At 61.5% G+C, this 17,500-nt stretch carries 13 protein-coding genes and 3 tRNA genes; all 16 read right to left on the reverse strand.

Annotated elements, in window-relative coordinates; translation table 11 throughout:
- The 16 genes from AC27VU_RS12515 to AC27VU_RS12590 all read right to left on the reverse strand — a co-directional run bounded on the left by AC27VU_RS12515 (position 1) and on the right by AC27VU_RS12590 (position 17,474).
- Positions 1 to 1,236 (reverse strand): c-type cytochrome, encoded by a 1,236-nt coding sequence (locus AC27VU_RS12515; protein WP_488724177.1) that lies wholly within the window; start codon positions 1,234 to 1,236, stop codon positions 1 to 3.
- Positions 1,237 to 1,238: 2 nt separating this feature from the next.
- Entirely contained in the window at positions 1,239 to 1,778 is a 540-nt protein-coding gene (locus AC27VU_RS12520) for a (2Fe-2S)-binding protein (protein WP_003226408.1), read from the reverse strand.
- A complete protein-coding gene (locus AC27VU_RS12525) occupies positions 1,771 to 4,602 on the reverse strand; it encodes a xanthine dehydrogenase family protein molybdopterin-binding subunit (RefSeq protein ID WP_139055549.1) in 2,832 nt (943 codons plus the stop codon). Before AC27VU_RS12525 ends, AC27VU_RS12520 begins: the two co-directional genes overlap by 8 nt.
- Positions 4,603 to 5,101: 499 nt before the next feature.
- Positions 5,102 to 5,178: transfer RNA gene (locus tag AC27VU_RS12530), tRNA-Asp, on the reverse strand.
- A 94-nt stretch (positions 5,179 to 5,272) separates the two neighbouring features.
- Positions 5,273 to 5,349, reverse strand: a tRNA-Asp gene (locus AC27VU_RS12535).
- A gap of 55 nt (positions 5,350 to 5,404) precedes the next feature.
- Positions 5,405 to 5,480: transfer RNA gene (locus AC27VU_RS12540), tRNA-Val, on the reverse strand.
- A gap of 216 nt (positions 5,481 to 5,696) precedes the next feature.
- Positions 5,697 to 6,473, reverse strand: coding sequence for an SDR family oxidoreductase (locus tag AC27VU_RS12545; RefSeq protein ID WP_003226413.1), 777 nt, complete (start codon positions 6,471 to 6,473; stop codon positions 5,697 to 5,699).
- Positions 6,470 to 7,681, reverse strand: a complete 1,212-nt coding sequence (locus AC27VU_RS12550) for an O-succinylhomoserine sulfhydrylase (RefSeq protein WP_488724178.1) — start codon at positions 7,679 to 7,681, stop codon at positions 6,470 to 6,472. Before AC27VU_RS12550 ends, AC27VU_RS12545 begins: the two co-directional genes overlap by 4 nt.
- An 80-nt stretch (positions 7,682 to 7,761) precedes the next feature.
- Positions 7,762 to 9,267: an amidophosphoribosyltransferase gene (gene purF / locus AC27VU_RS12555; protein WP_003226416.1), complete on the reverse strand. Its 1,506-nt coding sequence runs from the start codon at positions 9,265 to 9,267 to the stop codon at positions 7,762 to 7,764.
- A 41-nt stretch (positions 9,268 to 9,308) separates the two neighbouring features.
- On the reverse strand, positions 9,309 to 9,869 hold the full coding sequence (locus AC27VU_RS12560; protein WP_045122548.1) for a CvpA family protein: 561 nt from the start codon (positions 9,867 to 9,869) through the stop codon (positions 9,309 to 9,311).
- A gap of 98 nt (positions 9,870 to 9,967) precedes the next feature.
- On the reverse strand, positions 9,968 to 10,621 hold the full coding sequence (locus AC27VU_RS12565) for an SPOR domain-containing protein (protein WP_400497106.1): 654 nt from the start codon (positions 10,619 to 10,621) through the stop codon (positions 9,968 to 9,970).
- On the reverse strand, positions 10,605 to 11,912 hold the full coding sequence (folC, locus tag AC27VU_RS12570; protein ID WP_488724179.1) for a bifunctional tetrahydrofolate synthase/dihydrofolate synthase: 1,308 nt from the start codon (positions 11,910 to 11,912) through the stop codon (positions 10,605 to 10,607). The genes AC27VU_RS12565 and folC overlap by 17 nt, the downstream gene beginning before the upstream one ends.
- A complete protein-coding gene (gene accD / locus AC27VU_RS12575; RefSeq protein WP_027611535.1) occupies positions 11,909 to 12,829 on the reverse strand; it encodes an acetyl-CoA carboxylase, carboxyltransferase subunit beta in 921 nt (306 codons plus the stop codon). Before accD ends, folC begins: the two co-directional genes overlap by 4 nt.
- A gap of 200 nt (positions 12,830 to 13,029) precedes the next feature.
- Positions 13,030 to 13,674: a phosphoribosylanthranilate isomerase gene (locus AC27VU_RS12580; protein WP_103520452.1), complete on the reverse strand. Its 645-nt coding sequence runs from the start codon at positions 13,672 to 13,674 to the stop codon at positions 13,030 to 13,032.
- A 65-nt stretch (positions 13,675 to 13,739) separates the two neighbouring features.
- Positions 13,740 to 14,564, reverse strand: coding sequence for a tRNA pseudouridine(38-40) synthase TruA (gene truA / locus AC27VU_RS12585; protein WP_171061913.1), 825 nt, complete (start codon positions 14,562 to 14,564; stop codon positions 13,740 to 13,742).
- Positions 14,565 to 14,831: 267 nt separating this feature from the next.
- Positions 14,832 to 17,474, reverse strand: coding sequence for a motility hub landmark protein FimV (locus AC27VU_RS12590; protein ID WP_488724180.1), 2,643 nt, complete (start codon positions 17,472 to 17,474; stop codon positions 14,832 to 14,834).
- Between the last annotated feature and the right edge of the window lie 26 nt (positions 17,475 to 17,500).

Consider the following 17,500-nt stretch of genomic DNA (forward strand, 5'->3'; position numbering starts at 1 on the left):
TCAGTGCGCCTTGTGCTCGACGGCCGGAGCGTCAGCCTGCAGTTTCTGCACGTCGCTCACCGCCAACGCTGCCGATTGACCGCCCCAGCCTTGCCGCAGGTAGTTCAGCAGATCGGTCAGTTGCTCAGCACTGAGCTTGTCGGCGAAACCCGGCATCGGTTGCATGTGTTCGAACCCGGCGAATTTCTGCTCGCCGATGCCGTCCTCGATCACTCGCACCAGGTTGCGCGGATCTTCCAGACGCAGCGTGGTGTTGCCGCGCATGGCCACGGCGATGTGCGGTTTGCCTTCGCCACCGGCAGCATGACAACCGGCGCAGACGTTCAAATATTCCTGACGGCCGCGCTGGGCGCTCGGGCTGAGTTTGTCCAGCGACACTTCAGCCAGCTCTTTGGCTACTGGTGGTTTGTCGCCGAGCAGGAACGTCGCCATCGCCGCCAGATCCTGATCGTTCAGGCCCTGGGTGCTGTTGTGGAACACCGGGAACATCTCGTTGAACATCGTGCCCTGGGCGCTCATGCCGTGCTTGAGGAACGTGCTCAGGTCCTGCTGATTCCAGCCGCGCGCCGCCAGATCGGTGGCGAGCAGGCTCGGTGCCAGATAACCGTTGAGGATGCCGCCGGTCAGGCGCTTGTCCAATTGCATCGCACCCGGCAGGCCGCGTGGCGTGTGACATTCGCCGCAGTGACCGAGCACCTCGACCATGTACTGGCCGCGCTTCCAGGCTTCGCTTTTGCCTTCGCCCGACTCGAGTTTCAAGGCCTTGCCATACATCATGTTCCAGCCGATCAGGCCCGGACGCACGTTGAACGGAAAACTCAGGCTGGTGACCGGCGCGGCGCGCTCGATCGGCTCGATGGTTTTCAAGTAAGCGTGGATTGCATCCGAGTCTTCCCGAGGCACCAGGTGATACGAGGTGTAGGGCATCGCCGGATACAGATTCGCCCCGTCGCGACGCTTGCCTTCGGTCAGCGCTGCGAAGAATTCGTCATCGCTGTACAGACCGATGCCGTGCTCTTTGCTCGGGGTGATGTTGGTGCCGTAGATCGTGCCGAACGGCGAGACGATCGGCAGCCCGCCGGCAAACGGCGCACCGCCCGGCGCGGTGTGGCACGCCATGCAGTCGGCGGCGCGGGCAAGGTATTCGCCGCGCTTGACCTGATCATCAGCGTGAGCAAACGACACCGGCACAGCCAGCCCGACCGCCAGGGTCAGGCGGGTCAATAGATGCTTCATGCTCAACCCTCCTTGACCAGACCGAGATCCGTCAGCACGTTGCGCGTGGCGTTGTAGTAACGCACGTACCCGGTGCAACGGCAGATGTGGTGGCCGAGGCTGTCCTCGATGACTTTTTCCAGTTGGCTTTTGACGATCGGCTGGCGCTGCAGCTTCTCTACCAGCACCGTCGCGGCGTTGACGAAGCCCGGGGCGCAGTAGCTGCACTGGAAGGCGAATTCGTCGACGAAGCGCTGCTGAATCGGGTTCAGCTCGGTAACCTGACCACTCTCATCACGCTTGGCGTGACTTTCGATGGTGCGGACTTTCTTGCCTTCGAAGTAATGCGCGCCAGTGATGCAGGTACGCACTTCTTCACTGGTGCCGTCCGGGTTGTCGACAATCACCACGCAGGCGTGACAGATGCCCTGGCCGCAGCCCAGGCGTGAACCGGTGAGGTTCTTGTATTCGTGCAGATAGTCGATCATCGGCAGGTCATCAGGGATGTCCACCGGGCCGACGGATTGACCATTGAGGGTCAGTTGAAGCGGACGGTTAGCCATTGAGGGCCTCCTTGATGCGCGCTGCAGTGATTGGCAGATCGCGAACACGTTTACCGATGGCGTGCGCCACGGCGTTACCGATGGCACCGACCACCGGGATCATCACCACTTCGGCGATGCCTTTGGACGGATCGCTTGGCGACAGCGGCGGCAGAATCTCCGCGGTCTGCTTCCACACCGCCACGTGACGGGCCATCGGCAGGCGATAACGGTTGAAGTTCCAGTCACCCTCCCCCGGCCCGCCTTCGTACAGCGGCATCTCTTCCATCAGCGCGTGACCAATGCCCATGGCGATCCCGCCTTCGAGCTGGCCCTTGACCAGTTCTTCGACCAGCACCCGACCGCACTCGACCCACGAATGGTGGTTGAGCACTTCGACTTCCGCCGAGCCTTTGTTGACCTTGAGCTCTACCAGCGTCGCCACTGGGCTGTAGTAAGTCACAGCAGCGTTGTTCAACTGGACCACCGGGTAGTTGATGTTCTGACGATCCAACAGGTGGAAACCCGCTGTGCTCATCAGCGCTTTCTTCGCCTTCGGCGCGCCATCACCGTACTTCACCGCCAGACCGTCGAGCGGCAGACGCTCGCGCACGCCGTCGATGCTGTATTCGGCCTCGGCCCAGCTCCAGCGGTTGAATGCGTGAACGGTGGCACCGGTCACCAGACCACGCTCGTGAGCATGCTTGGCCAGCTCTTCGAAGCTCAATGGCTGCATACCGTTGGCAGTGAGTTTGCCGTCGACCCAATGCGCATCTTCACGACGCACGACATAAGGGTTGGCTTGACCGCCGTAAGGGCCCTGACGCCAGATTTCCATGGCCGCCGGCCACAAGCCGTTGTTGAACAGCACGCGCGCCGCTTCACGGGTGGCGTGGCTGAAGTAGTAAGCCGAGTTGGTCGCGGACGACGCCGAGGCCAGCTTGCCGACCCAGCGCGGGTTGCGCAGCAGGTTGTCCTGCTCGGCCTGGCTCATGATGTAAGGGTTGCCGCTGGTGATCAGCTGCATTTCCTTCCATTCGGTTTCGCCGGTCTTGACGTCGTGTGCCGGGCTGCCGAGGAAATCGGCAACAACCAGCGCTTGCGAAGTGGACATGCCGGTGCCGATTTCGATACCGATGTGACGCAGGGTGATGCGCCCCTCGGCGGTGAACTCGATACTGGCCATCGGCGCTTCGGAGCCGGTGCCGAAGTCTTTCTGGCAAATAGCGAAACCCACGCCGTACCAGTTGTCCGGGTCGGCAGCTTCGCGCTGCTTCTTGATCGCGTCGCGGTTTTTCCAGACTTCGTGCACCGAGGCCTTGTCGAGAATCTCGTGCAGGCGCAGAGCACCGGCCGGAATCGCGCCCTGGGTGTTTTTCATGCCCGAACGCAAGGCGTTCTTGCGACGCAGATCAATCGCGTCGACACCGAGGCGATTGGCGATTTCGTCGACCATCATTTCGGTCGAGGCCATGCTTTGCAGGGTGCCGTAACCGCGCATCGAACCCGCTTCAACACCACGCGAGTGGTAAGCGGTGACCTGCAGATCGTTCTGCGGCATGTAGTAGATCGACTGGGCTGCCGTGGCCCCCACTGCCGCTACCGACGGGCTGTAGTTGATACGGCCGCCACCGTCGACGCTCATCTCGGCACGGAAAATCTTGAAGCTGTAGTCGTTCTTGTCCACCGCCAGTTGGTAGCGGATGTCGAACGGGTGACGCTTGATGCCGCTCTGGAACTGCTCGTAGCGGTCATTGGCCAGACGGATCGGCACACCAGCGCCATACAGCGCAGCGAGGGCCGCGTAGTAGACGAAGATGTTGTGGTCTTTGGAACCGTAGCCCACGGTGTAGCCCGGGTGCATGTTCAGGTTCGCCAGGCCGAAGCGCGATGGCGCGATCATTTTCGCGGTTTCGGTCGCGGCTTCCAGCGGGCACTGAGTGGCGACCACGAAGTGCAGGGTCTTGGTTGCCGGGTCGTACCAGCCGTTACCGTTGTCTGGCTCCATGGCGGCCGGTTCGATCGACGGGGTTTTGTAACGCTCGTCGAACACCAGCCAGTTGTCCGGCGGCGTGTCGATCTGCTGCTTCATGCGATCGGCGTAGAACAGGCCGCGCTCGGTCAGGTTGCCGTGCAGGTTCGGCTGGGAATTCCATACCGGGCGACGGTTCTTCAGCATCGGGAACAGGATCGAGTCCTTGAGGCTGGCGAACTCGTCTTCGTCGGCCGAGGTCGGGCCGCCCACACGCACGTAGCGGAAGCTGCCATAGGGGTCGCCTTCGTAGTACGGCACTTGTGCACCGTAACGAATCGCCTTGTCATTGAATTTGAGTTTGTTCTTGGCCTGGCGGAAACGCTCGAAATCGTTCCAGATCAGGATCGCCACCGGGTGACCGATGAACATCGGCACTTTGCCTTCCGGCAGCAATGGGTCCGGCGCGTGCTCTTCCGGGAAGACGATGCCGTCCTTGTCCAGATCGGCAGCGGTGACGATACGGTCAGGTTGCAAGTCGGCACCAAGCCACGACAGGTCGTAACCGGCGTAGATACGGTCAGCCTTGATGGTTTTCAGCAGCATGGCGTGGCCTTGCTGTTCAGGCCAGCCCGGCATGTCCTTGGAGCGAATGTCGCGGGCAAACACTTTGCTGCCGCAGACCTTGGACAAGGCGTCGTTACGTTGGCGTGCCTTGCCGTTGTGGCCGAGCCACTTTTCGGACGGCACGGTTACGCTGTTTTCCATCAAGGCAGCCAGCGCCTGACTGCTGAGCGGCGTGAGCGTGACGCTCACACCCGCCACCAGCCCGCCCTGGAGGAACGAGCGCCGGGATATATCACGGTTGGACATGGATCATCCTCTGGGCGGTTATGTGTCCGCCCTTCTGGTTATCTACTGGGAATCTCGAGTCTTGCAGAAGCCCTTCTTGGCGAAACAAAGGGCGTGTTGACAGTGCAAAGCTGACCGAAAGGTTAACTTTAAAGGTTTCTGAGCGTCCGGCAAACAACCAGTTACAAAAATTTGACTAAAGAATCAAAAAATCAATGCGACGTGGCACCGCAGCAGATCGCCGAGCAAACCGGCAACCCACTGTGGGAGCGGGCTTGCTCGCGAAGGTGTGGTGTCAGGCAGCCCATTTTTAACTGACATACCGCTTTCGCGAGCAAGCCCGCTCCCACAAGGGAATTTGTATTGGAGTCAGGGTGTGGGCAGGAGGAAAAGGAGGGAAATAGCAAATTTCAGACACAAAAAACCCCGGCCTTTCGACCAGGGTCTTTGCTATCGATTCCGAAACAACCAACGGTTGCTTTCGGTGTTTCAAGGCGTTCAGTGGTCCTTGAAACAGATATGGCGCAGCGGACGGGACTCGAACCCGCGACCCCCGGCGTGACAGGCCGGTATTCTAACCGACTGAACTACCGCTGCGTATCGCTTTAAGCTTGCGCTCAAGTAACTCGTTTTGACTGAAAGCTTCGGTGCTTTTCAATCGCGAATCAGACAATGCCTGACTCGTAAAATATGGCGCAGCGGACGGGACTCGAACCCGCGACCCCCGGCGTGACAGGCCGGTATTCTAACCGACTGAACTACCGCTGCGCGTCGGTGGAGGCACTTTCAGCCTACCTCTTGCTTGCGCAAGTTTCTCGGGGAGTGGTGGGTGATGACGGGATCGAACCGCCGACATTCTGCTTGTAAGGCAGACGCTCTCCCAGCTGAGCTAATCACCCGTTTGCATCTCCGAGGCCGCGAAATTTACGCAGGTAGCGAACCTAAGTCAATAGCAGGATTGAAGTTTTTCTGAAAAAGACAAAATTGCTTCCCACCTGCGAGACCGCCTTCGCGAGCAAGCCCGCTCCCACAGGGAAATGCATTCCTCATGTGGGAGCGAGCTTGCTCGCGAAGACGGCAGCCCATTTGACGCAAATTCAGGAGAAGAACGCGATCTACTCGGTGTAAATCATCTTCTTGGTCATGCCACCATCAACGACGAATTCCTGCCCGGTGACAAACCCGGCATTGCGCGACAACAGCCACGCCACCATCGCCGCCACATCCTCGACCGTCCCTACCCTGCCCGCCGGATGCTGCGCATGATCGGCATCGGCCAGCGGCTCGGCACGGCGTGCGGATGGATCCCGTGCATCGATCCAGCCCGGGCTGACCGCATTGACGCGAATCTCCGGCCCGAGGCTGATCGCCAACGCATGGGTCAGCGCCAACAAGCCGCCCTTGCTCGCCGCATACGCCTCAGAATCAGCCTCCGACTGCCGCGCACGGGTCGAGGCCAGATTGACGATCGAGCCGTTATGCGCGCGCAGATACGGCGCACAATGTTTGGCCAGCAACATCGGCCCACTGAGATTCACCGCCAGCACCCGGTTCCAGTAAGCCAGATCAAGGCTTTCCAGGGTGATGTTGTGCGGATCTGCCACCGCCGCGTTGCACACCAACGCATCGAGACGACCAAACTGCCCAAGCACTTCGGCGACACCCAGCGCGACCTGGCTCTCATCCGCCACGTCCATGGCGATGAACCAGGCATTCTCGCCCAGCACCTTCGCCACTTTCGAACCGCGCACACGATCCAGATCGGTCAGCACCACTTGCCAGCCTTCGCTGATCAGCCAGGCAGCAATGCCCAGACCGATGCCACGCGCGGCACCGGTGACCAGCGCCACGCGGCCATGGGTGCCCGCCTTCGGAGTAGACAATTCGATCACAACGCCGCCAGACCGCGGGACAGGTCGGCCTGCAGGTCCGCCACGTCTTCCAGACCGACCGCGATGCGGATCAGGCTGTCACGGATCCCAGCAGCTTCCCGCTCCTGTGGCGCCAGACGGCCATGGGAGGTGGTGCTCGGATGGGTGATGGTGGTTTTGCTGTCACCGAGGTTGGCGGTGATCGAGATCAAGCGGGTGGCGTCGATAAAGCGCCACGCGCCCTCTTTGCCGCCCTTGACCTCGAAACTCACCACCGCACCGAAGCCCTTCTGCTGACGCTGGGCCAGCTCATGCTGCGGATGGCTCTTGAGACCGGCGTAATGAACCTTCTCGATACCGTCCTGCTGCTCCAGCCATTCGGCCAGTTGCTGAGCGTTGGCGCAGTGCGCCCTCATCCGCAGATTCAGGGTTTCCAGGCCCTTGAGGAAGATCCAGGCGTTGAACGGGCTCAGTGTCGGCCCGGCGGTGCGCAGGAAACCGACAACTTCTTTCATCTGCTCGCTGCGACCAGCCACCACACCGCCCATGCAACGGCCCTGACCGTCGATGAACTTGGTCGCCGAGTGCACGACGATGTCCGCGCCGAGTTTCAGCGGCTGCTGCAAGGCAGGCGTGCAGAAGCAGTTGTCGACCACCAGCATCGCGCCTTTGGCGTGAGCGATTTCCGCCAGCGCGGCGATATCCACCAGCTCAGCCAGCGGGTTGGACGGCGACTCGACGAAGAGCAGCTTGGTGTTCGGCTTGATCGCCGCATCCCAACCCGACAGATCGGCCAGCGGCACGTAGTCGACTTGCACACCGAAACGCTTGAAGTACTTCTCGAACAGGCTGATGGTCGAGCCGAACACGCTGCGCGACACCAGGACGTGATCACCGGCGCTGCACAGGCTCATCACGACAGCCATGATCGCGGCCATGCCCGTGGCGGTGGCGACCGCTTGTTCGGCGCCTTCCAGCGCGGCGATGCGCTCTTCGAACGCGCGCACGGTCGGGTTGGTGTAGCGCGAGTAAACGTTGCCCGGCACTTCCCCGGCAAACCGCGCAGCCGCGTCGGCGGCGGTACGGAACACGTAGCTGGAAGTGAAGAACATCGGATCACCGTGTTCGCCTTCCGGCGTACGGTGCTGACCGGCACGTACGGCCAGGGTATCGAACGCTACGCCTTCGAGGTCGCTGTCCAGCCGACCGGCATCCCATTCCTGACTCATGCTGTCACTCCTTGCCCTGTTCTGAATAAATGAAAGTCTTTTGCCAGATACAAAACCGGCCCCTCAGGGCCGGTAGAAACTCAGTTGTTGTACAGATCGATGATCGCACTGACCGCCTGGGTCTTGACCTTGGAGGCATCGTTGCGTGCCTGCTCGATCTTGTCCAGGTAAGCCTCGTCGACGTCGCCGGTGACGTACTTGCCGTCGAACACTGCGCAATCGAAGTTTTCGATCTTGATCTTGCCGCCACCGACCGCTTCGATCAAGTCAGGCAGGTCCTGATAGATCAGCCAGTCGGCGCCGATCAGATCTGCCACGTCCTGCGTCGAACGATTGTGCGCGATCAGTTCGTGAGCGCTCGGCATGTCGATGCCGTAAACGTTCGGGAAGCGCACGGCCGGGGCCGCCGAGCAGAAGTAGACGTTTTTCGCGCCAGCTTCGCGGGCCATCTGGATGATCTGCTTGCAGGTGGTGCCGCGTACGATCGAGTCGTCGACCAGCATCACGTTCTTGCCGCGGAATTCCAGCTCGATCGCGTTGAGCTTCTGGCGAACCGACTTCTTGCGCGCCGCCTGACCCGGCATGATGAAGGTCCGGCCGATGTAACGGTTCTTGACGAAGCCTTCGCGGAATTTCACACCCAGGTGGTTCGCCAGTTCCAGCGCGGCGGTGCGGCTGGTGTCCGGGATCGGGATGACCACGTCGATGTCGTGCTCTGGACGCTCGCGCAGGATCTTCTCGGCGAGTTTCTCGCCCATGCGCAGACGCGCCTTGTACACCGACACACCGTCGATGATCGAATCAGGACGCGCCAGATAGACGTGTTCGAAGATGCACGGAGTCAGGGACGGGTTGGTCGCGCACTGACGAGTGTGCAGCTTGCCGTCTTCAGTGATGTAGACCGCTTCGCCCGGGGCCAGGTCGCGGATCAGGGTGAAACCGAGCACGTCCAGCGAAACGCTTTCGGAAGCGATCATGTACTCGACGCCTTCGTCGGTGTGACGCTGGCCGAACACGATCGGACGAATGCCGTGCGGGTCACGGAAACCGACGATGCCGTAACCGGTGATCATCGCCACCACCGCGTAACCGCCGACGCAACGGTTGTGCACGTCGGTCACAGCGGCAAATACATCTTCTTCGGTCGGCTGCAGCTTGCCGCGCTGGGCCAGCTCGTGAGCGAACACGTTCAGCAGCACTTCCGAGTCGGAACTGGTGTTGACGTGACGCAGGTCGGATTCGTAGATTTCCTTGGCCAACTGTTCAACGTTGGTCAGGTTGCCGTTGTGCGCCAGGGTAATGCCGTAAGGCGAGTTGACGTAAAACGGCTGCGCTTCGGCCGAGGTCGAGCTGCCGGCAGTCGGGTAACGGACGTGACCGATACCCATGTGGCCGACCAGGCGCTGCATGTGACGCTGCTGAAACACGTCACGCACCAGGCCATTGTCCTTGCGCAGGAATAACCGGCCATCATGGCTGGTCACGATACCGGCAGCGTCCTGGCCGCGGTGCTGGAGCACGGTTAGCGCGTCATACAGCGCCTGATTGACGTTCGACTTACCGACGATACCGACGATGCCACACATGCGACGCAACCCCTACTTAATGGATCTGAACTGAACAACACTCACTGAGGCGTTTTGGCCGACGGCAAGAGTTGCTCCTTGAACGGAATATCAGCGGGTACGCTGATTCCGCTGGCAAGCCACTGACTGCTCCACCCGAGAATCAGGTTTTTGGACCAATCGGCGACCAATAGAAACTTTGGCACGAGCTGTGACTCTTTCCACCACCCGTCCTGCTGTACCGGCCCCAGGCTCAACAGCCCGACTGCCACGACCACCAGCAACACGCCACGCGCCGCGCCGAAGGCCATGCCCAGGAATCGGTCGGTGCCGGACAACCCGGTCACGCGCACCAACTCGCCGATAAGATAATTGATCATTGCGCCCACGATCAGTGTGGCGACAAACATGATGGCACAGCCCGCGATCACGCGAGCCGATGGGGTTTCGATGTATCCGGCGAGGTACTCGGACAGTGAGCCACCGAACATCCAGGCAACAGCTCCTGCGATGATCCAGGTCACCAGCGATAATGCTTCCTTGACGAAGCCGCGGCTCAAACTGATCAAAGCGGAGATGGCGATGATTGCAACAATCGCCCAGTCAACCATGGTAAATGGCACAGTGCAGCCTACAGACGGATAAGGCGGCGCATTTTAGCAGAGCGCACCGCTGTCGGTAAGCTGCGATTGTCAGTGCATTTCAATCCGGACGATAGTTTTTAGCCACGCTCAGGCTGGAAGCGCACGACAAAACCCTTGAGGTTCTGCTGACGGCCCAACAGATCACGCAGGCGATCGGCTTCGGCGCGCTCGATCAGCGGGCCGACGAACACCCGATTCTTACCATCGGCGGAACGGATGTAGGCGTTGTAGCCTTGGCTGCGCAGGGTTTTCTGCAGGCTTTCGGCGCTGGCGCGACTCGACAGACTGGCCAGTTGCACCGACCAGCTGACCGACAGACCGTTGGCGTCGACGCGGCTTTGTGTGGTGTCAGGCTTGGCCGGAGCAGCAGCAATCGGCTGAGCCGGCGCCGGAGCAGGCTTGGCGACTGGCGCAGGCGCAACCGGTTTGGCTACCGGAGCCGGTGCCGGCGCTGGTGCTGGGGCAATCGGCATCGACGGCGCCGATTGCTCGGCCACCTCATCATCACTCGGGACCGGTTCCTGCGGCAGTGCTTGCGGCTCGGGCACGGCTACCGGCTCAAGCTGCACTTGCGGCACGGCAGGCGCTTGCGGCGCAGCCGGTGCATCGACCGTGACCTGGCGCTGCTCGTCCTGACGGGAAAACAGCATCGGCAGGAAAATCACCGCCAGCGCCACCAGCACCAGGGCACCGACCATGCGCTGCTTGTACGCTTTATCCAGCAAAGCCATTTGCCGCTTCCTCCGTGGAGCGCCGGGCCAGCCATTCAAGGGCCTCGGCGACACAATAAAATGATCCGAACAACAGAATCTCGTCGTCGCTGGTTGCGATCTCGCACTGCCCTTCCAGCGCAGCCGCGACACTGTCATAGGACGTGACAGAGGCGCCAAGGTTCTGCAACGCCGCGTGTAATTCACTGACCGGACGCGCGCGCGTCGAATCCAGCGGCGCTACCGCCCAGTGCTGGACACTAGCATTCAATTCGCCGACAACACCATCCAGATCCTTGTCCGCCAACAGGCCGAACACCGCCAGACGCTTGCCCACCGGCGGCCGACTGGCCAGACGTCGCGCCAGATACTCCGCCGCGTGCGGGTTATGTCCCACGTCCAGCAGCAGGTTCAGGCGCTTGCCGTTGAACTCGAACGAGCGCAGATCCAGCCGGCCGACCACGCGAGTGGCCTGCAAGGCCGCAACAATTTGCGACGCATTCCACGGCAAACCGAGCAGCAGATACGCCTGCAATGCCAGCGCTGCGTTTTCCATCGGCAGGTCGAGCAGCGGCAAATCATGCAATTCGACCACCTGACCCCGTGCGTCGGTGCCGCGCCATTGCCAGTTGTGATCGGTGATTCCCAGATCGAAGTCGCGCCCGCGCAGAGAGAACGGGCACGCCAGCTCGCGAACCTTGTCGAGCAGAGGTTGCGGAGGATTCAGGTCGCCGCACAGCGCAGGTTTGCCCTGGCGGAAAATCCCGGCCTTCTCGAAAGCCACGGACTCGCGGGTATTACCCAGGTACTCGGCATGATCGACACCAATGCTGGTGACCAGCGCGATATCGGCATCCACCACGTTGACCGTATCCAGACGCCCGCCCAGACCGACTTCCAGCACCACAGCGTCAAGCTTTGCCTGCTGAAACAGCCAGAACGCCGCCAGGGTGCCCATTTCGAAGTAAGTCAGGGAAGTGTCGCCACGCCCGGCCTCGACCGCAGCGAAAGCTTCGCACAGCTGTGCGTCAGTGGCTTCGACGCCATTGAGCTGCACCCGCTCGTTGTAACGCAGCAGGTGCGGAGAATTGTAGACACCCACGCTCAGGCCCTGCGCCCGCAGCAACGAAGCCACGAAAGCGCAGGTCGAACCCTTGCCGTTGGTGCCGGTGACCGTAATCACCCGAGGCGCCGGCTGGCCCAGCCCCATGCGGGACGCTACCTGTTGCGAACGCTCCAGCCCCATGTCGATGGCCGATGGATGCAACTGCTCAAGGTAGGCGAGCCACTCGCCAAGGGTACGCTCGGTCATACGTTGGCAGGCACCGGTGGAACGACGATTGGCTCGACAGGAGCGGCGACGTAGGTCGGAGTCGGCTGGCCGGTCAGTTGTGCCAGCAGATTGCCCAAACGTGGACGCAGTTCACGACGATCAATGATCAGGTCGATTGCGCCATGCTCCAGCAGGAACTCGCTGCGCTGGAAGCCTTCCGGCAGCTTTTCACGCACGGTCTGCTCGATCACACGCGGACCGGCGAAGCCGATCAGGGCTTTCGGCTCACCGACGATCACGTCGCCGAGCATTGCCAGACTGGCGGAAACGCCGCCGTAGACCGGGTCGGTCAGCACCGAGATGAACGGAATGCCTTCTTCACGCAGACGCGCGAGCACGGCCGAAGTCTTGGCCATCTGCATCAGCGAGATCAGCGCTTCCTGCATGCGCGCACCACCGGAGGCGGCGAAGCAGATCATCGGGCAACGGTTTTCCAGGGCATAGTTGGCGGCGCGCACGAAGCGCTCACCGACGATGGCGCCCATGGAACCGCCCATGAAGCTGAACTCGAACGCCGACACCACCACCGGCATACCCAGCAGGGTGCCACTGACGGAGATCAGCGCGTCTTTTTCGCCGGTCTGCTTTTGGGCTGCGACCAGACGGTCCTTGTACTTCTTGCCGTCGCGGAATTTCAGACGGTCAACCGGCTCCAGGTCTGCACCCAGCTCGTTGCGGCCTTCGGCATCCAGGAAGATGTCGATGCGCGCCCGTGCGCCGATGCGCATGTGGTGGTTGCACTTGGGGCAAACGTCCAGGGTCTTTTCCAGCTCAGGGCGATACAGCACAGCCTCGCAGGACGGGCATTTGTGCCACAGACCTTCAGGCACCGAGCTCTTCTTGACCTCCGAACGCATGATCGAAGGGATCAGTTTGTCTACCAACCAGTTGCTCATGCTTTTTTTCTCCAGTACCGGCGGCCCGAACGCTCTGGTTCGCAGCCCCGCGTATGCCCTTCAGCTAAATTCATGTGTGTGGCGATGATTGATGGAACGCCGCGGTCAGCGCGAAACATGACCTGCGTGCAACTCCAGAAACCCTCAGCCTCGCCTGCTTTGTGCAAGTGCATTGATGGACGGCGGCAGACTGCCAGCCGTCACATCGAAGTAGACGCTCCCTGCGAGCTTCTACGTACGGCATTGATGAACGCGCGGATCTTCGCATGATCCTTGATGCCTTTGCTCGCTTCTACCCCGCCGCTGACATCGACCGCGTAAGGTTTGACCCGGGCTACGGCGTCGGCGACGTTTTCCGGGGTGAGGCCACCGGCCAGGATCAGCGGCTTGCTCAACGTTTGCGGAATCAAAGACCAGTCGAATGCCTCGCCGGTTCCGCCGGGCACGCCTTCGACGTAAGTGTCGAGCAGCACGCCACTGGCGCTCGGATAAGCATCGACGGCTGCCGCGATGTCGTCGCCGGCCTTGACCCGCAGCGCCTTGATGTAGGGACGATGCCAGCCTTCACAGTCGGCAACGACTTCGTCGCCATGGAACTGCAACAGATCCAGCGGCACGGCATCGAGGATTTCCCCCAGCTCGCAGCGGCTGGCATTGACGAACAGGCCAACGGTGGTCACGAACGGCGGCAACGCCTGAATGATCGCCCTTGCCTGCTGCACGCTTACCGCCCGCGGGCTCTTGGCGTAAAACACGAAACCGATCGCATCGGCTCCCGCCTCGACCGCTGCCAACGCATCTTCTATGCGGGTAATCCCGCAAATCTTGCTGCGAACGGCTGACATGTCGATAAAAACCTCAAGGCAAAAACCGGGAAAGTCCCGGATGGTAACAAAAGCGTTCGGGGGCGTCAGCCGTCAAGGCCCGAGAAACCCGTAAGGAAATGTGGCCCGATGAAACGCTCGGGCAACGGGAACTCGTCGTGGTACTCGACTTGCACCAGATACAGACCGAACGGATGCGCCGTCACGCCACCGGAACGGCGCTCGCGACTCTCCAGGACTTCCTTCATCCACTCGACCGGACGCTCGCCGGCACCGATGGTCATCAGCACACCGGCAATGTTGCGCACCATATGGTGCAAAAAGGCGTTGGCGCGAATATCGAGAACGATCATCTTGCCGTGGCGAGTCACGCGCAGGTGGTGCATTTTCTTGATCGGCGATTTCGCTTGGCACTGCCCGGCACGGAACGCACTGAAATCATGAGTACCGATCAGATACTGCGCGGCCTCGGCCATACGCTCGACGTCGAGCGGGCGATGGTTCCAGGTGATCTCTTCGTTGAGATGGGCCGGACGAATCTGATCGTTGTAGATCACATAGCGATAACGCCGCGCGATGGCTTTGAACCGCGCATGAAAATGCGCCGGCATCACCCGCGCCCAGCTGACACTGATGTCATGAGGCAGATTGATATTGGCGCCCATCACCCAGGCTTTCAGCGAACGATCGACTTGTGTATCGAAATGCACCACTTGTCCGCAGGCATGCACGCCCGCATCGGTACGCCCGGCGCACTGCAGTGAAACCGGCGAGTTGGCGACTTTCGACAAGGCTTTCTCGAGCTCTTCCTGCACCGTGGCCACGCCGGTCAACTGGCGCTGCCAGCCGCTGTAGCGCGAACCTTTGTATTCAACGCCAAGCGCGACTCGGTAAAAGCCGTCGGGTGCCATTTCGGCGACCGGGTTATCTATGTTTGCCAAGGTGGGACAGCCTGCTGATGTGCAAAGGCGGGCATTATAAGGCTGTGGACCGGGGATGCCAGTCAGTTCTGTGTTGACGGATCCGACCTCTTCGCGAGCAAGCCCGCTCCCACAGGAGGAATGTATTCCAAATGTGGGAGCGGGCTTGCTCGCGAAGGCGGTCGATCAGGCACCACAGAAATCCAGCCCAAACAAAAACGGCAGCCTCGATGGGCTGCCGTTTTGTTTACCGCCGAATCACGCCAGGTGCGAAAGCATTTCCTTGGCTTCGCCACGCTGCTTTTCGTCACCCTCGGTCAACACTTCGTTGAGGATGTCGCGCGCGCCGTCGCTGTCGCCCATGTCGATGTAGGCCTGAGCCAGATCGAGCTTGGTCGCGGCTTCGTCGGTGCCGGCGAGGAAGTCGAAATCGTCTTCCCCCAGATCACCACCCAATGCCGCATCGTTTTCAGTGAAGGTCGGCTCGGCAATGCTCTGCGACAAACGATCCAGCTCGGCGTTGACGTCATTCAGTTCCGCTGCGAATGCGTCAGGCTCGGCCGCCGGGTTGCTGTCCATCTCGTCGGCCAGCGACAGATCGAAATCCGCCGGCAGCTCCAGATCGTCCTGCGGCACTTCGCTGACGACCGCAGGCTCGACCGGCGACAGGTCTTTCACGCCTTCGTCCAGATCCAGCAGGAAGTCATCGTCCGCCAGGTCCGCCGCCGGGGCTGGCGCAGGCTCGGCACCCAGATCCAGATCGAGGTCGAAGTCCGACAGGTCGTCGAGGTTCTCTTTGATCTCGGTCTGCTGTTGCAGCACCGATTCGAAGCTCAGATCGTCGTCTGCCGGGAATTCGTCCAGCTCTACCGGCGCTTCAGGCGCGACGACAGGGGCAGGCTCAACCGGGGTGATGTTGTCGAGGTCGTCTAGGCTCAGGTCGAACGCGCTATCCAGATCATCTGCCGCAGGAGCAGGCTCAGGTGCAGGCGCCTCTGGCTCGTCGAGCAGCAGATCCTTGACGTATTGCGCGTCCAGTTCGGCGGCGACCGCCGCTGCGGCCAGACCCGCGACCGCGACGACCGCCATGGCCGGGAAGCGCTTTTTCAGTTCTTCGACCTTGGCGAAGTTATCGCCGTTGGCCACCAACTGACGCTCCTGAGCGACGAACGCATCGCGATCACCCTGCTGACCGTAGACTTCCATCAGCTTCAGACGCAGATCACTGCGCTGCGGCTCGAGGCTGACGCCCTCCTCCAGCAACGCTGCGGCCTGATTCAGGCGACCGGCGTTGATGTGCGACTGAGCCTTGTCCAGCACGTCATCGGAACGCTCGGCGGCCGGCGCGACCAATGGCGCGGCAATCGGCTCAGCCATCACCACCGGAGCCACGACTGCCGCTGGCGCTGGCGCAGCTGCCGCAGTGTTGAGCTTGACGCTGGCAGCGGGTACTTCAAGGCCTTCGAAGCTGCTTTCCGGCAGATCCTGCTCGGCAGAGAACTCTTGCTCTTCCGCCAGGGCGCGGGCCATGCGCAGGTGTTTCTCGGCTTCCTGCTGGGCTTTGCGGCGACGAGCCAGCAGCAACAGCAGAAGCAGCAGCACCACCGCACCGCCACCGATCAGACCCAGCAGGATCGGATTGGTCAGCAGTTCGTTGAAGGTTTTATCCTCATCGACAACCGGCTTCGGCGCGACCGCCGGCGTTTCGGCAGGCGTATCGACCGGTGGCGCGATCGCCGACTCTGGCGTTGGTGCCGCTTCTGCCGGGGTGGCTGGCGGGGTCGCGGCCAGTTCGGCGGTGATCGCCGGTACGGCAGCAGTGGCGGCTGGCGCAGCGCCCGGGCCTTCGGCCTGCATCTTCGCCAGTTGATTGTTCTTCAGCTCGATCAGGCGTTGCAGCTTGTCCAGCTGACTTTGCAGATCGGCCATGCGGCTTTTCAGTTCCTCGTTGTCACGACGGGTCGTGTCGAGGCTTTCCTGGGTGACCGCCAGTTTGTTGCTCAAGGCCTTGGCATCGCCTGCCGGGCCTTTGCCACGACCCTTGGCGCCTTCGGCAGACACCAGACTCAGGTTGTCCTTGGCATTCTGCCCGGTGCCGACATTGCTGCGGCCTCGCTTGGTGGCATCGAGCTGCTGCTGGCCGGTGCCAGGCTTGGCCACATAGCGACGACCCTGACGCCAGGCTTCGTTCTGCGCCGCCACTTCGGCAATCGCCTTGGACTGCGGCAGTGCGGCACTCTGCGTTGCATCCGGCAGACGCAGCACTTGGCCGGTTTTCAGCCGGTTGATGTTGCCGTCGATGAACGCATCCGGGTTCAGCGCCTGAATCGCCAGCATGGTCTGCTGCACCGAACCGCCGGTACGCGCCTTCGCGGCGATTTCCCACAGGGTGTCGCGCGGCGTGGTGGTGTATTGCGTCGGGTGCGTGGCACCAGTGGTCGGCGCAGTGATGGTCTGCGACGGCGCCGGTTGCGCGGCGGCGTCAGCGGTCTGCGGCGAGAACTTCGACGGATCCAGCAGCACGCTGTAATCGCGCAGCAGACGGCCGTTCGGCCACATTACCTGGACGAGGAATTTCACCATCGGTTCCGACAGCGGCTTGCTCGAAGTCACGCGCAGCACGCTCTTGCCGCTGGCGTTGAGCACCGGGGTGAACGTCAGGTCGTTGAGAAAGGCCTGGCGATCAACGCCGGCCTTGGCGAAATCTTCTGGCGAGGCCAGGCTTGGCACCACTTCGGCAGCGGTGAGATCCTTGACATCGAGCAGCTCGATCTCGGCCACCAGCGGCTGGTTCAGGGTCGACTTCAGGGTCAGCTCCCCGAGCCCGAGGGCATGCGCCATACCGGAGGACAGCGCCGAGGCGGCCGCTATTGCTAACACCAGTTTGCGAACTTGAACCATAGCCTCATCCTTTGTTTGAACGTTCC

It is taken from the genome of Pseudomonas sp. 14P5.3.2, from assembly GCF_057799175.1.

Coding starts and splice junctions, on each gene's coding strand:
- AC27VU_RS12515 (WP_488724177.1), bottom strand. CDS start 1,236: ATGAAGCATCTATTGACCCGCCTGACCCTGGCGGTCGGGCTGGCTGTG.
- AC27VU_RS12520 (WP_003226408.1), bottom strand. CDS start 1,778: ATGGCTAACCGTCCGCTTCAACTGACCCTCAATGGTCAATCCGTCGGC.
- AC27VU_RS12525 (WP_139055549.1), bottom strand. CDS start 4,602: ATGTCCAACCGTGATATATCCCGGCGCTCGTTCCTCCAGGGCGGGCTG.
- AC27VU_RS12550 (WP_488724178.1), bottom strand. CDS start 7,681: ATGAGTCAGGAATGGGATGCCGGTCGGCTGGACAGCGACCTCGAAGGC.
- purF (WP_003226416.1), bottom strand. CDS start 9,267: ATGTGTGGCATCGTCGGTATCGTCGGTAAGTCGAACGTCAATCAGGCG.
- AC27VU_RS12565 (WP_400497106.1), bottom strand. CDS start 10,621: ATGGCTTTGCTGGATAAAGCGTACAAGCAGCGCATGGTCGGTGCCCTG.
- folC (WP_488724179.1), bottom strand. CDS start 11,912: ATGACCGAGCGTACCCTTGGCGAGTGGCTCGCCTACCTTGAGCAGTTG.
- accD (WP_027611535.1), bottom strand. CDS start 12,829: ATGAGCAACTGGTTGGTAGACAAACTGATCCCTTCGATCATGCGTTCG.
- AC27VU_RS12580 (WP_103520452.1), bottom strand. CDS start 13,674: ATGTCAGCCGTTCGCAGCAAGATTTGCGGGATTACCCGCATAGAAGAT.
- truA (WP_171061913.1), bottom strand. CDS start 14,564: ATGGCACCCGACGGCTTTTACCGAGTCGCGCTTGGCGTTGAATACAAA.
- AC27VU_RS12590 (WP_488724180.1), bottom strand. CDS start 17,474: ATGGTTCAAGTTCGCAAACTGGTGTTAGCAATAGCGGCCGCCTCGGCG.